This window comes from Flavobacterium sp., assembly GCF_031422135.1.
In the GTDB taxonomy this organism is placed as follows: domain Bacteria; phylum Bacteroidota; class Bacteroidia; order Flavobacteriales; family Flavobacteriaceae; genus Flavobacterium.
Genome location: NZ_JANOQD010000098.1, coordinates 53,187 through 70,995 on the forward strand (window position 1 = coordinate 53,187; position 17,809 = coordinate 70,995).

At 35.8% G+C, this 17,809-nt stretch carries 14 protein-coding genes; 1 reads left to right on the top strand and 13 read right to left on the bottom strand.

The genetic code is table 11. The annotated features are described in order from the left end of the window. Positions 1-84: 84 nt before the first annotated feature. The 11 genes from ilvA to RMO70_RS12865 form a co-directional block, all read right to left on the bottom strand. Positions 85-1,329, bottom strand: coding sequence for a threonine ammonia-lyase IlvA (ilvA, locus tag RMO70_RS12815; protein ID WP_310556834.1), 1,245 nt, complete (start codon positions 1,327-1,329; stop codon positions 85-87). Between the two features lie 150 nt (positions 1,330-1,479). Then, a complete protein-coding gene (gene ilvC / locus RMO70_RS12820; RefSeq protein ID WP_310556835.1) occupies positions 1,480-2,958 on the bottom strand; it encodes a ketol-acid reductoisomerase in 1,479 nt (492 codons plus the stop codon). Between the two features lie 53 nt (positions 2,959-3,011). Continuing rightward, positions 3,012-3,599, bottom strand: a complete 588-nt coding sequence (gene ilvN, locus RMO70_RS12825) for an acetolactate synthase small subunit (RefSeq protein WP_310556836.1) — start codon at positions 3,597-3,599, stop codon at positions 3,012-3,014. A 48-nt stretch (positions 3,600-3,647) separates the two neighbouring features. Continuing rightward, positions 3,648-5,396, bottom strand: coding sequence for a biosynthetic-type acetolactate synthase large subunit (ilvB, locus tag RMO70_RS12830; protein WP_310556837.1), 1,749 nt, complete (start codon positions 5,394-5,396; stop codon positions 3,648-3,650). Between the two features lie 12 nt (positions 5,397-5,408). After that, positions 5,409-7,088 (bottom strand): dihydroxy-acid dehydratase, encoded by a 1,680-nt coding sequence (gene ilvD, locus RMO70_RS12835; protein WP_310556838.1) that lies wholly within the window; start codon positions 7,086-7,088, stop codon positions 5,409-5,411. After that, the gene (locus RMO70_RS12840; RefSeq protein ID WP_310556839.1) at positions 7,089-7,970 is read right to left on the bottom strand and encodes a branched-chain amino acid transaminase; all 882 of its coding nucleotides are present in this window, start codon (positions 7,968-7,970) and stop codon (positions 7,089-7,091) included. 324 nt (positions 7,971-8,294) lie between these two features. Then, positions 8,295-8,831, bottom strand: coding sequence for a DUF4136 domain-containing protein (locus RMO70_RS12845; protein ID WP_310556840.1), 537 nt, complete (start codon positions 8,829-8,831; stop codon positions 8,295-8,297). Positions 8,832-8,906: 75 nt separating this feature from the next. Beyond that, complete coding sequence (locus tag RMO70_RS12850) at positions 8,907-10,889, bottom strand: urocanate hydratase (RefSeq protein ID WP_310556841.1); 1,983 nt, start codon at positions 10,887-10,889, stop codon at positions 8,907-8,909. Between the two features lie 44 nt (positions 10,890-10,933). Beyond that, positions 10,934-11,113 (bottom strand): nuclear transport factor 2 family protein, encoded by a 180-nt coding sequence (locus RMO70_RS12855; RefSeq protein WP_310556842.1) that lies wholly within the window; start codon positions 11,111-11,113, stop codon positions 10,934-10,936. A 59-nt stretch (positions 11,114-11,172) separates the two neighbouring features. Next, positions 11,173-11,304, bottom strand: coding sequence for a hypothetical protein (locus tag RMO70_RS12860; RefSeq protein WP_310556843.1), 132 nt, complete (start codon positions 11,302-11,304; stop codon positions 11,173-11,175). Between the two features lie 114 nt (positions 11,305-11,418). Then, the gene (locus RMO70_RS12865) at positions 11,419-11,595 is read right to left on the bottom strand and encodes a DUF5522 domain-containing protein (RefSeq protein WP_310556844.1); all 177 of its coding nucleotides are present in this window, start codon (positions 11,593-11,595) and stop codon (positions 11,419-11,421) included. Between the two features lie 27 nt (positions 11,596-11,622). Here RMO70_RS12865 and RMO70_RS12870 point away from each other — a divergent pair, with 27 nt between their 5' ends. Then, positions 11,623-11,949 carry a hypothetical protein gene (locus RMO70_RS12870; RefSeq protein WP_310556845.1) on the top strand — a complete coding sequence of 109 codons (327 nt, stop codon included), beginning with the start codon at positions 11,623-11,625 and terminating at the stop codon, positions 11,947-11,949. On the opposite strand, the gene RMO70_RS12875 is transcribed toward RMO70_RS12870, so the two are convergent. Together RMO70_RS12875 and RMO70_RS12880 are read right to left on the bottom strand one after the other, a co-directional pair. Continuing rightward, entirely contained in the window at positions 11,950-13,455 is a 1,506-nt protein-coding gene (locus RMO70_RS12875) for a glycosyl hydrolase family 8 (RefSeq protein WP_310556846.1), read from the bottom strand. An 81-nt stretch (positions 13,456-13,536) separates the two neighbouring features. After that, on the bottom strand, positions 13,537-17,809 hold a 4,273-nt coding region (locus tag RMO70_RS12880), incomplete at its 5' end, for a GEVED domain-containing protein (RefSeq protein ID WP_310556847.1).

Sequence of the window (17,809 nt, forward strand, 5' to 3'; positions counted from 1 at the left end):
TATATTTATAAGATATTTATTTTAAACCGTTTCCTTTTAAAGGGAGTAGAGTGAAATTGCAAGTTTTTAAGCTACTGAATTTAGTTAGCCAACCATTTGAGCATACAACGCTTTATTCTCGTTCAAATAGGTAAACTCAAAACCATATTTTGACATTTTTGCAGTTATTGGCTCAACATCAGTTTTGTTTTTGAGTTCTAAACCAACGATTACGGCTCCAGTTTCTCGGCTGTTTTTCTTGGTAAATTGGAAATAAGTAATGTCGTCATCATCGCCTAAAATGTTGTTTACAAATTCTTTTAAGGCACCTGGTCGTTGCGGAAATTGTATCATAAAATAATGTTTCAAACCTTCATAAAGTAATGAACGTTCTTTGATTTCTTCGGTACGTTCAATGTCGTTGTTGCTTCCAGAGAGAATGCAAACTACATTTTTACCTTTTATTTTATCCTTATAAAAATCTAAAGCCGCAATGGATAATGCACCAGCGGGCTCTACAACCATTGCCTCTTCGTTATACAATTTTAAAATTGTAGTACACACTTTTCCTTCTGGAACTAGAATTATAGCATCAAGGTTTTCTCTGCAAATATCAAAATTGAGTTTTCCAACTTGTTTGACCGCTGCTCCATCTACAAATTTATCAATAGTTTCAAGTCTGGTGATAGTGCCTTTTTCAATAGACACTTTCATTGCTGGAGCGCCAAGTGGTTCTACTCCAATGATTTTAGTTTTTGGACTCAATATTTTAAAAACCGTTGATAAACCAGAGGCTAATCCGCCGCCGCCGATGGGTACAAAAACATAATCAATGAATTTTTCTTGTGCTTCAAGAATTTCTAAACCCACGGTTCCTTGACCTGCAATGACTTTTATATCGTCAAATGGTGGAATCAAAATTGTGCCGTTTTGCAAAGAATCTTCTACTGCTGACGCATAAGAATCGTCGAATGTATCGCCTGTTAAAACAATTTCTACAAATGTTTTTCCGAATAGTTGCACTTGTTTTATTTTTTGTTTTGGTGTCGTTTTTGGCATATAAATTTTGCCGAAAATCTGTAATAAATTACAAGAATAAGCAACGCCTTGCGCGTGATTTCCAGCTGATGCACAGACAATTCCAAATCGTTTTTCGGTTTCAGAAAGGGTGCTTATTTTGTTATAGGCGCCACGAATTTTATAGGAGCGCACCACGTTCATATCTTCACGTTTGAGTAAGATTGTTGCGTCGAATTCTTCGGATAAATTAATATTTTCGATTAATGGGGTTGCTTGAACAACTCCTTTTAATTGATTTTGTGCTGCTACTATTTCTTTGAAAACGTCCATTTTGAAACTGATGTTGATTTTGTATGATATTGTGTTTGCGTGAGGGATTTAAGTGGAAATCCTTTTGCTTTTTTCTTTCAAAAGCAAAAGATTGGAACGGAAAGCCCGACCCCGATTTTTCTTCGGGGTCACGCCCAAAAAATAAATTTTCTATTCTACAACTTTTTTCATTGCGGTCATTGCTTCCCGAAGTTCAGCACCACAAATTTCTATGGGATGGTTTCTAATTGTTGCATTGATTTTTACTAATTCGAAATTATCAACTTGGTTTTTAGCCGTTTCATTAAAGTTTTTTCCAATCAAATTGGTTTCGATTTTTTTCATAAAATCTGCTAAAAGTGGTTTGCAAGCGTGGTCAAACAAATAGCAACCATATTCTGCCGTGTCAGAAATTACTCTATTCATTTCGAATAATTTTTTGCGAGCAATTGTATTTGCAATTAGTGGTGTTTCGTGCAAGGATTCGTAATAGGCTGATTCGTTTTTGATTCCTGCAGAAACCATTGTTTCATAAGCCAATTCAACACCAGATTTTACAAACGCAACCATCAAAGTTGCTTTGTCAAAATAGTCTTGTTCTGAGATTTCTAAATTGGTAGCAACTGTTTTTTCGAAATCTGTTTCTCCAGTTTGTTGACGCCAGGTCAATAGGTTTTTATCTCCATTTGCCCAATCTTCCATCATTGTTTTTGAAAATTCTCCAGACAAAATATCGTCCATATGTTTAATGAACAAAGGCTTCATTATGATTTTTAATTCTTCTGATAATTTGAAAGCCTCTATTTTGGCAACATTAGACAATCTGTCCATCATATTTGTAATTCCACCTATTTTCAAGGCTTCGGTAATTACTTCCCAACCATATTGCACCAATTTTGAAGCATAACCTGCATCGATTCCCGATTCGACCATTTTGTTAAAACTTAAAATCGAACCTGTTTGAAGCAAGCCACAAAGTATGGTTTGTTCTCCCATTAAATCAGATTTTACTTCGGCTACAAAAGACGATAATAAAACACCTGCTTTGTGTCCGCCAGTTCCTACACAATAGGCTTTTGCTATTGCTAAACCATCGTTGTTTGGATCGTTATCAGCGTGAACGGCTATCAATGTGGGCACACCAAAACCACGCAAATATTCTGCTCTAACTTCGGAGGCTGGTGATTTTGGGGCAATCATAATGACTGTAATGTCTTCACGAATTTGAATGCCCTCTTCGACAATATTGAATCCGTGCGAATACGATAAACACGAACCTTTTTTCATTAAAGGCACAATTTTATTGACAACGCCTGTGTGTTGTTTGTCTGGAGCAAGGTTTGAAACCAAATCCGCAGTTGGAATTATAGTTTCAAATGTTCCTACTTCAAAACCGTTTTCGGTAGCGTTTATATACGATGCGCGTTTGTTGTCAATGGCTTCTTGTCGCAATGCATACGCCACTTGAAGTCCGCTGTCACGAAGGTTTTGACCTTGTGCCAAACCTTGTGCGCCGCAACCTACAATTACTATTTTTTTTCCTAGAAGTTTATGTACACCATCAGCAAATTCGCTGCTTTGCATAAAATTACATTTTCCTAATTCTTGAACTTTTAATCGGTGTGGAAGCGAATTGAAATAATTTAACATTTTTTTTATTTTATAGTGTTATTGCTTTGATTTTTGATGTTAATCTTAAAGAATTACATTTCAAAAATCATACTTTTATGATTTAAAAATTCGTTGTTAATTGGTTTTTTGCTTGGATCATTCAACTCCATATCTAGTACTTTTTTGTGAATGCCTTCGCTTGATTTTATGATTGCAATTCGAGCACTTTTTACAAATTCAATCAAACCATATTTTGATAATTCCTCTAATAAATTATTGATTTCGTCGTCTTGTCCTGTTGTTTCAAAAACGGTATAATCGTCTCTAATAACAACGGCTTTTGCCCCAAATTCGCGAAGTAATCTTTCGACTTTTACATCTTTCATAATTATTGATGTTGGCACTTTGTACAACGCCATTTGTTGCCAAATAATTTCATCATTGGTATTAAAAAAAACCTTGAAAACATCTACTAGTTTTTCTAATTGTTTGACAAGATTTTTAACCACAGTTTCGGTTTCTGAAACTACAATTGTAAATCTGTAAATACCAGCAATTTCACTTGGAGACGAATTCATACTCTCTAAGCTAATTTTCCTGCGGGAAAACATAATCGCAATCTTGTTGATTAAACCAACCTGATTTTCGGTATATATTGTTAATGTATATTCTTTTTTCATAGCATTTTTATTTGCCGAAAGGCGAAAGTTTTATTTTAAAATCTGCGATTAAATTTCTTCTTTACTTAGTATAATTTCTGAAACGCCTTTTCCTTGTGGCACCATTGGGAAAACATTATCTTCATGAATAACCGCTACCTCCAAAAGATATGAGTTAGGGCAATCTAGCATTTCTTTTAAACTAGATTTCAGGTTGTGTCTTTCAGAAACTTGTTTGCCATCAATACCATAAGCAGCAGCGACTTTTACGAAATTTGGACTTTTAATATCTGTAAATGAATAGCGTTTTTCGTGAAATAATTCTTGCCATTGGCGCACCATTCCTAAGAAACTATTATTTAAAATCAAGATTTTTACATTGGGTTGAAATTGCATAATTGTTCCTAATTCCTGTAAATTCATTTGCGCGCCACCATCGCCCATTATGGCAATCACGTGTCTTTCTGGCGCTCCATATTTTGCTCCAATTGCCGCAGGAAGTGCAAAACCCATTGTGCCCAATCCGCCGCTTGTAATATTGCTTCGGGTTAGGTTTTGTTTTGTATATCGACAAGCAACCATTTGATGCTGACCAACATCTGTAACAATTATGGCATCACCATTAGTCAATTCATTCAATAAATTCATAACTTCTCCCATTGTCAAACCTTCGGTTGTTGGGTTTAATTCGTTGAAAATTAATTTCTCATTTTCAATTTTCAATCTGTTATGAAATTCCTGTAACCATTCTGGATGTGATTTCTTTTGAATTAAATGGGTTAATAATGGTAATGTTTCTTTACAATCGCCCCAAACGGAAACTGTTGTTTGTACGTTTTTATCGATTTCGGCTGGATCAATATCCAAATGAATAATTTTGGCTTGCTTTGCGTATTTGTCTAATCTGCCTGTAACTCGATCATCGAAACGCATTCCGATGGCGATTAAAACATCGCATTGATTGGTCAGATAATTAGGTCCAAAATTGCCGTGCATTCCTAACATTCCTACACCAAGTGGATGATCTGTTGGGATTGCGCTCATTCCCATTATTGTCCAAGCAGCAGGAATTCCTGATTTTTCTAGAAAATTTAAAAATTCTTTTTCGGCATTTCCCAAAATAATTCCTTGTCCAAAAACGATGAATGGTCTTTTAGCCTCATTAATTATTTGTGCGGCTTGTTCAATATATTCGTTGCGAACAAAAGGTTTTGGACGATAACTTCTGATGTGAATGCAAGGGCGATATCCTTTGTAATCAAAGAGTTGCAATTGAGCATTTTTGGTAATATCGATTAAAACTGGTCCTGGTCTTCCTGATTTTGCGATATAGAATGCTTTAGCAAGGATTTCAGGAATTTCGTTGGCATCCGTAATTTGATAATTCCATTTTGTAATTGGAGATGTGATATTGATAATATCTGTTTCTTGAAAGGCATCTGTCCCTAAAAGATGTGCGAAAACTTGACCTGTAATGCAAACAACTGGGGTAGAATCTATCATTGCATCAGCAAGACCAGTCACTAGATTTGTTGCTCCTGGCCCACTAGTTGCAAAAACCATTCCTGTTCGTCCAGAAACTCTGGAATAACCTTGTGCTGCGTGAATTGCCCCTTGCTCGTGTCGCACCAAAATGTGTTTTAATCGATCATTATAATCGTACAGCGCATCATAAATTGGCATAATTGCACCACCAGGATAACCAAAAACGGTATCTATGTTTTCGGATAAAAGAGCGTCAATAACTGCGATGCTTCCACTTGATTTTATCGTTTTGGTTGCCTCAACTTCTGATTTGAATTTTTCTAACGTTTCCATTTTTAATCATTTTTATATTTCATCGGTTACACAACCTTCTGATGCATCTTTTACTAATCTTGTATATTTGAATAAAACCCCATTTTTAACTTTCAATTCTGGTTTAACGAAATTTTTTCTTCTAATTTCTAATTCAGAATCCGAAACTTGAAGATGAATTTTATTGACTAAAACATCAATTTCTATACTATCTCCATCTTTTACTAATGCAATTGTTCCTCCATCGAATGCTTCGGGTGTGATGTGTCCCACTACGAATCCGTGAGTGCCACCACTAAATCTACCATCGGTTATCAATGCCACCGTTTTTCCGAAACCAGCACCAATTAATGCAGATGTAGGCTTTAGCATTTCTGGCATTCCTGGACCGCCTTTTGGACCAACATATCTAATAACAACGACATCTCCAGCAATAATTTTTTTATCGGAAATACCTTGAATTAGTTCTTTTTCACCATCAAAAACTTTGGCTGGCCCTGTAAATTTTTCGCCTTCTTTGCCCGTTATTTTTGCAACTGATCCTTTTTCGGCAAGATTTCCATACAAAATTTGAATATGTCCTGTTTTTTTAATCGGATTTTCAATTGGTCGAATTATATCTTGGTCATCAAAGTTTATATCTACAACATCTTCAAGGTTTTCGGCTAATGTTTTTCCTGTTACGGTGATGCAAGTTCCGTGAAGCATTTTCATTTTCAATAAATATTTCAAAACCATTGGAACGCCACCTTTTTCGTGAAGATTTTGCATTAAATAATTTCCACCAGGTTTAAAATCAGCAATCAATGGTGTTTTGTTGCTAATTCTCTGAAAATCATCTTGTGTGATTTTTACACCTACACTTTTTGCCATTGCAATAATGTGCAAAACCGCATTGGTGCTTCCGCCAAGTGCTATTAATGTTGTAATTGCATTCTCGAAAGCCTCGAAAGTCATTATGTCTTTTGGACAAATATTTTTCTGTAGTAACAATTTGATGTAATGTGCTGATTGTTTGCATTCTTCAATTTTTTCATCGCTAATAGCTGGATTAGAACTAGAATATGGCAAACTCATTCCTAATGCTTCAATGGCAATTGCCATAGTATTTGCAGTGTACATTCCGCCACAAGCGCCTGCTCCTGGACACGAATTTTTTATGATTCCTTTGAAGTCTTCTTCAGAAATTGTTCCTGCAATTTTTTCGCCCAAGGCTTCAAATGCTGAAACAATGTTCAGATCTTTGCCTTGGTATTTGCCTGGAGCAATTGTACCACCATAAACCATAATCGATGGTCGGTTTAGGCGTCCCATTGCAATGATGGAACCTGGCATATTTTTATCGCAACCCGGAATGGCAATTACGCCATCGTAATAATGTCCAGCCACTACACTTTCGATAGAATCGGCAATGATTTCGCGACTTACAAGCGAATATCGCATCCCGTCTGTTCCATTTGTTATGCCATCGGAAATTCCAATAGTATTGAAAATGAGTCCAACCATTTCTATAGCATTAACTTCCTTTTTGATGTAGGCTGCCAAATGATTGAGATGCATATTACACGTATTTCCGTCGTAACCCATAGAGGCAACACCTATAAATGGTTGTGCTAATTGCTTGTCGTCTAAACCAATACCGTATAGCATAGCTTGCGCAGCGGGTTGCGTTGGGTCTTGGGTTACGGTTTTGCTGTATTTATTAAGTTCCATTTATAGTGAGATGAATTGTCGTTCTAAAACTAGATTTTTATAGGATACTTGTATTTTTTTGCCAAAAGTTCCTTCCCAATCTTTGGCAAAAGGTTTGTTTTCGAGAGATTTTATCCCGATTATTTCGGCTGCTGTTCCGCAATAAAATGCACCATCAGCATTTTCTAAATCTTGGGGTAAAAAATCTCCTTCTTCAATTTCAATTCCAAATTCTTCACACAAATCGAAAACCGTTTCTCTGGTTATTCCGGGTAAAATATTCCCTTTTTTTGGTGTGAAAAGTTTTCCGTTTTTTTCAAAAAACAGGTTAGCACCAGGACCTTCAGCGAGAAAACCATCTGTATCTAGTAACAATGCTTCGTCAAAACCTTTGTCTTTTGCTTCGGTGGCGGCAAGAATGGAGTTTACATAATGTCCACAGACTTTGGCTTCTATTTTTGTTGATTTTGGATGTGGTCTTGCATAAGATGAAACGGTTATATTCAGTAAATTATCACCTAAATACGCACCCCATTCCCAAGCGCAAATCATTATTGATACTTGGTTTGGTCTAGTTAAACTCATATTAGGACTGCAAAAGACAAGTGGTCGAATGTAGGCATTTGTAAAATTATTTCTGTTTAGTACTTCATACGTTTTTTCAATTAAATCATTGACATCAAACTCAAAAGGAATGTTTATTAATTCACAAGAATTTTTCAATCTTTGGTAATGTTCTTTTGCTTTAAAAATTTTTGTTCCATTTTCGGTTTGGTATGCACGAATTCCTTCGAAAACACCGTAACCATAATGTAAAGTTTGACCATATAAATCGATTGACGCTTCGTTGGATTTTAGGAATTCACCGTCGAAATAAATAATAGTCTTGTCGCTGTAATACATAATACTAATAATTTAGGGTTAAAAAAAAACCTTCCGATGTGGCGGAAGGTTTGATTAAAATATTTTGATATATTTAAATAACAATCCGCTGTAATTGTGGAATCACAATTACGATAATAATTACAGCGATAATAGTTGCTATTTTGTTCATATTAATAAAAATTTATTTTACAAATGTACAATATGTAATCGTTTAAAAAAATTAATACTGTATTTTTACATATTTAACAATTATATTGATTATAAATCATAATTTTTAAATTTATTGTGAATTATTTTAGGTTTAAATTTTGTAAAATGTAAAATAAAATTTTAATTATACTATTATTTATTGATTGTTGGTGGATATTGCGCCATAATTTTGGTCACAAATTCATTAATTCGTTCTTCTTTTTTGTCTCCGTTTCGAATCAAATTCCCAATACCTTCGCCTTGCCAAACGAGTTCTTTTTTGTTGGCATCAATCAAGTCAATAAATAGGGTTCCTTCGGTAGTTGTAGTGGCAATATTTTGTCCACCCCACATCCAAGGATTCCAACCCCAGCCCCAGCCATAACCCCAACCCATATTGAATTGGTTTACGTCCAAACGCTCTTTTTCTTTGGTGAAAATGTTAACCAACAAATCAGGCGTTTCACTTTTTATAAAACCTTTGGTTGTCATTTCTTTATCAATGGCACGAAGAATTCTTTTTTTGTCTAAATCAGAAATTTCAACTTTGTCGATACCTGTTTTATGAAAAGCATAGGTTTTGTAAGGAGTAAAATCTACATTTTTATCAAAATCATTATATACTCTTACCGAACTACAAGAGGCTAGTATAAAGAGTAATAGTACTGGTAATGTTTTTACTGTTTTCATATTTTATAAGTGTTAGATTTTTGATAGCTTAATTATTAGAATGAGAGTATTTGTTTGTTTTACAATCCAAAAAATCTAATAGTCTAATAATGCCTCTTTAACTATATTAGGGATGGTAACTTTTAACAAAGGTTGCGTTACCATCGCTCTTTTTATAGCAAAAATAGCACCTTCGTTTCTAGCCCAACTTCTGCGTGATATTCCGTTGTTTACGTCCCAGAAAAGCATTGATTTTAAACGTCTTGATGCTTCTTTACTGCCATCAAGAACCATACCAAAACCACCGTTTATGACTTCTCCCCAGCCCACACCACCGCCATTGTGAATAGACACCCAAGTAGCACCACGAAAACTGTCGCCAATCACATTTTGAATTGCCATATCGGCAGTAAAACTTGAGCCATCGTAAATATTGGAAGTCTCTCTGTATGGCGAATCCGTCCCTGAAACATCGTGATGATCGCGACCAAGAATTACGGTTTCTATTTCGCCTTTAGCAATGGCTTGATTGAAAGCTTCTGCAATTTTCACACGTCCTTCGGCATCAGCATAAAGAATTCGGGCTTGCGAACCTACAACAAGCTTGTTTTCTTGCGCCCCTTTTATCCAAGTGATATTGTCATGCATTTGTTGCTTGATTTCATCAGGTGAGTTTTGTATCATTTCTTCCAAAACTTGACAAGCAATTGCATCTGTTTTGGACAAATCTTCTGGTTTTCCTGATGCGCAAACCCAACGAAAAGGACCAAAACCATAATCGAAACACATAGGCCCCATAATATCTTGGACATAGGAGTTGTATTTAAAATCTATTTTATTTTCCGCCATTATGTCGGCACCAGCTCGAGAAGCTTCGAGTAAAAAGGCATTTCCATAATCGAAAAAATAAGTCCCTTTGGCAGTGTGTTTGTTTATTGCTGATGTATGTCGACGTAATGTTTTTTGAACTTCTTCCTTGAATTTTTCAGGATGGTTTGCCATTAAAACATTAGATTCTTCAAAAGTAAATCCAGTAGGGTAGTAGCCGCCAGCCCACGGATTGTGGAGCGAAGTTTGGTCTGAACCTAAATCTATCGTAATGTTTTCAATATCAAAACGCTCCCAAATGTCGACTACATTTCCTAGATAGGCAATGGATACTATTTCTTTGTTGGCTTTCGCCAATTTCACTCTGTTTACCAGTTGATTAATATCTTCAAAAACTTCGTTTATCCAGCCTTGTTCGTGACGAATTTTGGTGATTTTCGGATTGACTTCTGCACAAACGGTGATGCAACCAGCGATGTTTCCTGCTTTGGGTTGTGCGCCAGACATTCCGCCCAAACCAGATGTTACGAATAATCCACCAGAGGTAGCTTTTTTTATTTTTCTAAAACCGTTTAAAACCGTTATAGTTGTGCCGTGAACGATACCTTGTGGTCCAATGTACATATAACTTCCCGCTGTCATTTGACCGTATTGTGACACGCCAAGTGCATTCATTTTTTCTAAATCATCCGCTTTAGAATAATTAGGAATAACCATTCCGTTGGTCACCACAACTCTTGGTGCTTCTTTATGCGAAGGAAATAATCCCATTGGATGCCCAGAATACATGGTCAAAGTTTGCTCATCTGTCATTTCGGACAAATACTGCATTGTCAACAAGTATTGTGCCCAGTTGGAAAAAACAGCTCCGTTTCCGCCATAAGTAATTAACTCGTGAGGATGTTGTGCTACTGCATAATCCAAATTGTTTTGGATCATTAGCATTATGGATTTGGCTTGTTCAGATTTTCCCGGATAGTCAGATATTGGTCTGGCTTTCATTTCATATTCTGGACGAAAACGATACATATAAATACGACCATACGTTTCCAGTTCTTCTTTGAATTCTTTTATTAAAATAGCGTGATGTTGTGGTTCAAAATAGCGAAGTGCGTTTCGTAAAGCCAATTTTTTTTCGTCTGGCGAAAGAATTTCTTTTCGCTTTGGTGCGTGATTTATGGCTAAATCGTAGGGTTTAGAATTTGGAAGTGTGGTTGGAATTCCTTGTTTTATTTGGTCTTTGAAAGTCATTTTGTTTGATTAGTTAATCGTTCGATGAGTCAGAAATCTATTCTTTATTCTTCGAAATTATCGAAATAAGTAAAATCTTTAGTTATTTTCCCTTTTTCAATGGTGAAAATTGTACAAATTGGCAATTCAAATTTAGAGCCATCTTCTGCTGTTCCTGAGGAAACGAATTCGACAATTACAGTATGTTCTCCTGATGGATATATTTGAATAATTTTATCATTCAAATCTCCAAAAACTTGATGGAGTTCAGAATACTTTTTTATGGTTTGTGTTCTAGTTTGTTTTACAATGCCATTTCCCAGAGTTGGGTCTTTAAAATCGGCATTTTAACATACATTTCTGCCATTTTTGTCCAGTTATGACTATTGAAATACTCAAAATACTGACGAACAAGTTTTTCGTTTTCTGTTTCCATAATTTTAGATTTAGTAGTACACGAAATTAATATTTGAAATAATAAGAATAGTAAAAATAGATTTTTCATAAGATTTTTTTATTTTTAAAATGGATAAATTAAATACTCAGAGTTTTATTTTCTAATTTCATTTGTTTTTTTATCAAAACCGTAAGGGCAATGTCTACAACCACTCTTGCAGCAATAGCCTCGTTTGAGGTGGTGTTTTTCAGTAAAACATTTGTAGCCTTCGGGTGTGAGATAAAAATCTTCTCCTTCTATTAATTTATTTTCTTTACTTTGTTCCTTCATACTTACAAATTTAAAACTTTATACCGAATGTTTCTAGTGGTTTCTAAATATTTAATTCCGAAAGGTTATGTGGGTCTGACTGTTTTCCCATTTATAATTTTGAAAGATAAAAAACACAAGAGTAACGAAGGGACTATTAATCATGAAAAAATTCATATTAGGCAACAATTGGAGTTGTTGGTATTGCCTTTTTATATTTGGTATTTTACAGATTTATTTTTTAAATACTTGAAATATCGTGATTTTCAAAAAGCCTATAGAAACATTCTTTTTGAACGTGAGGCTTATGCTAATGAAAAAGACCTTAATTACTTAAAATCAAGGTCTTTTTGGAAGTTTTTAAATTATTTTTAGTTATTCAATTACAATTTGGCGCACAGTTTTTGATTTCTTAGAAATAATTTGACAAAAATAATTCCCTTTGGAAAATTTTCGTACATCTAAAGTTATACTGTTTACTCCTTTTGAAAAAGAATTATAATTTTCGGAATAAATAATTTTTCCCGCGGTATCAATTAGGTTTAATTTAATATTAGAATCTTCTAATAAACTGAATTTTAATGTGCAAATTTCATTGGAAGGGTTTGGGTATATTTCGATCGAATTTTCAATAAAAACATTGTTTTTAGTATTTAAAGTTGCACTTTGAGGTGCCCAATAATTCCCTGATACTATAATCATAGAATACATTTTTATCACATCGCCATAGTACCCATTTCCAAAGTTATCTATGGGTGCATTCACCAAGTAAGACCATAAATTATTCAGCCAAGTTTGATTGCTTGCGTTGACCATCGCGCCAACAGTGAATGGAGCCATAAAAGCCAAATGGCGGTAGTTTTGTCCATTTGTTGAGCCATCTAATTTGTAACCAGATTGAATGTTATTGATGTTGTTTGAAGTTGTGCTTTTAAGCCAAATGTTAATTTTATCGCAAGCTGTTTTTGCTCGTACGTCACCATATAAAGCATAATCTACGCCTAAATTCCAAGGAACTCTACACGCATTATAGGCATAAAAACCGTCGTTTGGACCTTCAAGAAAACCAGGAACGGCTGGAATAGGTGTGCTGTCACAATTTTCTATAAAATCTGGAAGTAGACCAGAAATAGCACTGTTGTTAGTTTGAATAGTATTTATGATTGAAAACGATTTCTCTAACACATTTGTCCACGTAATATCAGAAGTTACGTCCTGAAATGTCCTGAAATGACTGGTCATCAAATCAGAAGATCGTGTGTCGTTAGCATAGTTATTTCCAGTAGCCCAATCGCCTAGTTTTACACTGTTTGTTGGTAAAAAAAGAGATGAGGTTTTAATTGCGTTAATAATGTTTATTGCATCTTGCAGATAATTGATTATTCCTGTACTTCCCCATTGTTTATCAGCAAGTAGTAAGGCGAATGCTATATTCAAATCGCCATCTGTGGCGGCATCATTTTGAATACTTTGGCAGCTTGAACCTTGTCTCCAATTCATCAATAGTGGATTAATGTTGCTTGGATGTTGTTTTACCCATTTATATAAACCATCAAATTCAGTTTTAGCATTAACGTCATACCCAGCCATATAAGCCACAATGACCATTCCATATCCTTGCCCTTCGCTTACACATTTATTTCCTGTAGCGCTGAACTCTATATAATATTGAGATGGGTCAGTACAATGGGGTTTCAAATAGGTTGTTTTCCAAGAATCATAAAAACTTTTGACCTGATTGTCTAATTGTATTTGTGTAAAATTATTCGGTTTAATAGTTCCTGTTGTATAGGTTGTATGCTTCGGAAATGGAAATGAAGGTGTTTGCGCATTTACTTTTATTAAGAAAATAAAAATAAAAAAGATATTTAGCGTTCTCATTATGAATGTTTTAAACAAAAATATAAAAAAAAGACCTTGATTGCTTAAAATCAAGGTCTTTTTAGAAATTTTTAAATTATTTTAGAAAATCACTTTTTTAGTTATTTCTGCATCGTTGTCTAGAATTACTTTTACAATAAGTACATTTTGAGTTGCTTTAAAATCAGTAAGTATCATTTCTTTTTTGTCGATATTTTTTGAATCAAAAAGTGTTTTGCCTAATAAATCATAAACTAAAATTTCTTTAATATTTTCAATAGTAGATTTCACATTGATGTAATTGTTAGCAAATACATTTACCGAATTTGAATAATCAAAATCAGGTGTTGCTAAAACAGCATCTGTGTAGCGTAATACAAAACGATTATTGAATATACCTGTGGTAGTGCTAAAAGTATATGGTGTCAGTTTTAAGTTGTGTACCACGTTCAACAATTTGTCTTCTAAGAAAATATCTTGAGTAGTGAACAAACCATCGATTCTATCAATTCTGATGGAGAAATTTCCAGCCAATTGCGAATTGTATCCTAACGGAACTATATCAGTGTCGACAAACGGTAACGGTCTTCCTTGAATGGCAAGTGAATTATCAGGAATAATCGAGTAGAAACTCAAATTGTTTCCACTGAAACGAGTTCCATCATATCCTCGATCATAACCAGTAGTTGTTCCTTGAACATATCCTACAAGAACTTGACTAAATGCTCCCGAATTGTTCGTGAAGTTTAACCAGATTCTATGTTTTTCGATTGTTTCAGATGCAGGTCTAGGATTATTATTTTGTCTGTAAAACTGACTGTTATTGTAAGCTGTTGTTGCGCCTAGTCGCATACTGTTTGTGAATACAGCATTTGTACCTGTGGGTTGAATACCCAAACTTCTCACAAAAAATGCTTGTCCAGCAGGAATGTTTCCGTTTGGAGCTGGAGCAGCTCCAGATGTGGTGGCTACGCCACCTGTAAAATTCCAAGAGGAATAATCTGTGGCGGTATAATTAATTGCAAAATCACCATAAAATGGATCAACAATTGCGGTGCTTGGAGGTGTATTATGCGTCCAGAAATGGACTGTTCCGTCAATTAAATTAGTGTTTGTTGTATTGGTCAAAAATTCTTCAGCACTAATAGCAGATGGGTATGGATTTCCTATCAAATTCCATTTGTCATTTGTTGCAACTAATCCCATTGTTCCGTGCGAGATAGGAGTATTTACATCACCATTGTTAGGTACTCCAATAAAGTTAGCGGTATAATTGGCTTTTATTGCGGGATTCGAATTGTAAGTACTAGGTGCTCTCACAATATAACCACCACCTGGATTCATAACTACGGCAGTTGTTGCTGAAGACCAGTTGCCACTCACATTAGCTACAGAAGGTATCCAAGTGTAACGCAGTGGCGATGTGCTGGACAGATTTCCTAAAGTAAATAGTTTGCTTGGTGTAGTTATGGTTAATGGTGAACTCCAATATGTGTAATCGAATAAATACATCGGTTTTGAAATTCTTTCCATATTGAATGTTCCTCCTACCACATTGGCGACGGGATTTAGTTGAACTAAATTGGAGCTGTCTTTCATATTGAAAACGCCGCTGCTGTTAATATTTACAAAGTCTTCAACTATTAGATTATTACTGGATTGTAATTCTAGATTACCAGTTCCTTTTACCAAAACATTCTTAGCAAAAGCATCATAGTTGCTTCCAGAGATAATAGTATTGGCAGGGATAATGACACAATTTGTAGCGTCAGGAACACCAGTAGGAGCCCAGTTTAGACCATTATTCCAGTTTGTGCTTGATGCACCTTTCCAAACTTTTGATTTGTTACTTACTGACACGGTTTGACCAGCGCTACAACCGTTATTTAAAACAGCATTTACTGTAAATGTATAATTACTGACTTCCAATTGACTTAAAATGGGTTTTAAATAAATGGTAGTTGCTGCTGGTGAAGACACAGTAAATGGGATTGTGCATCCAGCATCTTCATACGCATTGATTCCTACGCCACCTGTCCAAGTAAAGTTGGTTACTAGTGGTACAAAACCAGACAGTTTTACATTGTCTAATGCCATACCTTGGCACCAACCACTGTTGTATCGGAAACGTATTTTTAAATTAGGTTGGTTAATGTGAGCACTCAAATCTAATGTTAATCTACTAAAGCTAGACCCAAATCCTACATCTGAAGTATAACGAGTTATTTCATAAGGCCAAGTCACGCCACCATCACGAGATACATCCACGGTTACGAATTCAGTCGCTGGCGAAACTCCATTTGGAAAGTAACGAGAATAATACATATCGAACGTTAATTTTAAATCCAAATACGTGTTGGTATTCACTGCTGGGGAAATAATAGCATTGTGCGTAAGGTAATTCACGCCAGCATTTTGACCTATATCAGAAGTGGTCATTACAAAGGTGTTTCCTCCAAATCCAGAAGAAATAGCGGGAAACCAGAATTGTTGTGCTGGCACAAAAGGAGTGCTGGGTCTGTTTTGCCAAATCGTTATGGCATCTTGCGTTGCTCCATTACTAATATAATTTACTGTTGTAAAACTTCCTAAACCACTATTAAAAGTTTCATTTATGGGTGTTAATTCTTGTTTATCGCCATTGGCAGTTACCGAGAACACGACTTCTTCTGCACACACAATAGGAGCCGTAGGAGTAAAGTTAAGCGTTGGTATAGGGCTTACTTTTGCCACAACGAGTGTGCCTACTTTTTGCTCGCAAGTAGCACTAAAAGCTCGAGCATAATAGTTTGTAGTAGTTGCTAATACTGGTGTTGTGAACGAGGCTCCTGAGCCTACTGCTGTACCGCCTATTGGGGTTGTGTACCAGTTGAATCCTGTAACGCCGCCAATCGTGCTAGCAGCTCCTAATGTTACAGTGCCTGAACCACATACTTCGCCATTGGTTACTGATGTTACATTGGCAGAACAACTTGGTATTACGGTGAACAAATAATCCTCAGTTTCACCAAAATAAATAATATTTTGACACGGATTAAAATTGTTAATAGCATTTGGGTCAAAGGGAGCTACAGCATCATCTTGGCTTACGCGAATTCTAATGCGATAATCCCCTACAGCTTGTGCTGCGGGTATGACAAATCCAAAAACAGTTGCTGCCGTTGATATACCTGCTGTGTTGTAAACGCGCTCTCCTGGATCTGCAAAAACCCCATCTTTATTCCAATCTATCCAAGCTTTAGTATAGCCACGACCAGATCCAATTTGGGTAGTAATATTTATTCCTTCGCCTTGTGCTTGAATCGCTTTATTTGGCAAAGCAGTAAAATCTTGATACCCTAATGGAGTCGATGAAAAAGTGGAATTGTTTGATGTATCGTTCAATGTTCCTACAAAACTGATGTTGCTAAAGAAAACACTATTTTCAAATCCAGTAGTTACTGACGGTACACAATAGCCTACCGCTAGAGTGGTCGTGCTTCCAGTTAATGGAGTAACCAAATTGTAGGTTGGTCCTCCTGTGCAATAATTGTTATAGGCAAAAACATATACGTAATATAAAGTGGAAACGGTTAAGCCAGTTGCTGTAAAGCTGTTATTGGTATCATTATCGACTACCACATTCGTTCCGCCTAAGCTAGCACCTATTGCTGGGAGTGTTCCGTTTACTGGTGTTGGTGCCGTTGCCGAAGTACTTCGTACTACGAGATAACCATCTGCTGCGGGACTGGCGTAGGTAAATGTTCCTGTAAACGAAGTGCCTGAAGGACTCAACGTTAGAACTGTAGGTTGTGTTGTTGGAGCTACACAAGTTACCGCATTGATAATATTGACAATATAATCTTCGGTTTCACCGTAGGTGCTGTTTGTTAGTCCGCACGCTTGACTGGTAAGCATTGCTGCATCATCACCTCCCCTAATTCGCATTCGGGTATTGCCGAGTAAAGCCCCGATAGGAACGGGCAACGCAATTGTAATCGTGCCATTTGAACCTGCATTAGCAGTAACAACACCTTCTCCAGCTTCAAAAATTGTATTTTGGTTGTAGTCAATCCAAACGCCAGTAAACTGTGTAGGATCGTTACTATACGTTACTTTTAATGATGCTGTTAAACCACGTTGTAGGTCTGGAATAGTTACCGCATTGTAAAACGTGTAAGCAGGCAATGTCGCTGGAATCGAACTAGAATTGTTCAAAGTACCCAAAGTTACATTGATTATTGCATCAGCAGCAGCTGGGCCTTCAGTATATATAGGCAAACAATACGGGTTGGTTATCGTTGTAGTACCTGTAAGTGGTGCAACTAGATTGTATAGTGTACCGCCAGAACATATTGAGTTGTATGCAAAAACATAAAAATAATATGGAATTCCA

What these genes read in the sequence shown, in the direction of transcription:
- ilvA (WP_310556834.1), bottom strand. Translation starts at nt 1,329, where the DNA reads ATGGACGTTTTCAAAGAAATAGTAGCAGCACAAAATCAATTAAAAGGA.
- ilvC (WP_310556835.1), bottom strand. Translation starts at nt 2,958, where the DNA reads ATGTTAAATTATTTCAATTCGCTTCCACACCGATTAAAAGTTCAAGAA.
- ilvN (WP_310556836.1), bottom strand. Translation starts at nt 3,599, where the DNA reads ATGAAAAAAGAATATACATTAACAATATATACCGAAAATCAGGTTGGT.
- ilvB (WP_310556837.1), bottom strand. Translation starts at nt 5,396, where the DNA reads ATGGAAACGTTAGAAAAATTCAAATCAGAAGTTGAGGCAACCAAAACG.
- ilvD (WP_310556838.1), bottom strand. Translation starts at nt 7,088, where the DNA reads ATGGAACTTAATAAATACAGCAAAACCGTAACCCAAGACCCAACGCAA.
- RMO70_RS12840 (WP_310556839.1), bottom strand. Translation starts at nt 7,970, where the DNA reads ATGTATTACAGCGACAAGACTATTATTTATTTCGACGGTGAATTCCTA.
- RMO70_RS12845 (WP_310556840.1), bottom strand. Translation starts at nt 8,831, where the DNA reads ATGAAAACAGTAAAAACATTACCAGTACTATTACTCTTTATACTAGCC.
- RMO70_RS12850 (WP_310556841.1), bottom strand. Translation starts at nt 10,889, where the DNA reads ATGACTTTCAAAGACCAAATAAAACAAGGAATTCCAACCACACTTCCA.
- RMO70_RS12860 (WP_310556843.1), bottom strand. Translation starts at nt 11,304, where the DNA reads ATGGAAACAGAAAACGAAAAACTTGTTCGTCAGTATTTTGAGTATTTC.
- RMO70_RS12865 (WP_310556844.1), bottom strand. Translation starts at nt 11,595, where the DNA reads ATGAAGGAACAAAGTAAAGAAAATAAATTAATAGAAGGAGAAGATTTT.
- RMO70_RS12870 (WP_310556845.1), top strand. Translation starts at nt 11,623, where the DNA reads ATGTTTCTAGTGGTTTCTAAATATTTAATTCCGAAAGGTTATGTGGGT.
- RMO70_RS12875 (WP_310556846.1), bottom strand. Translation starts at nt 13,455, where the DNA reads ATGAGAACGCTAAATATCTTTTTTATTTTTATTTTCTTAATAAAAGTA.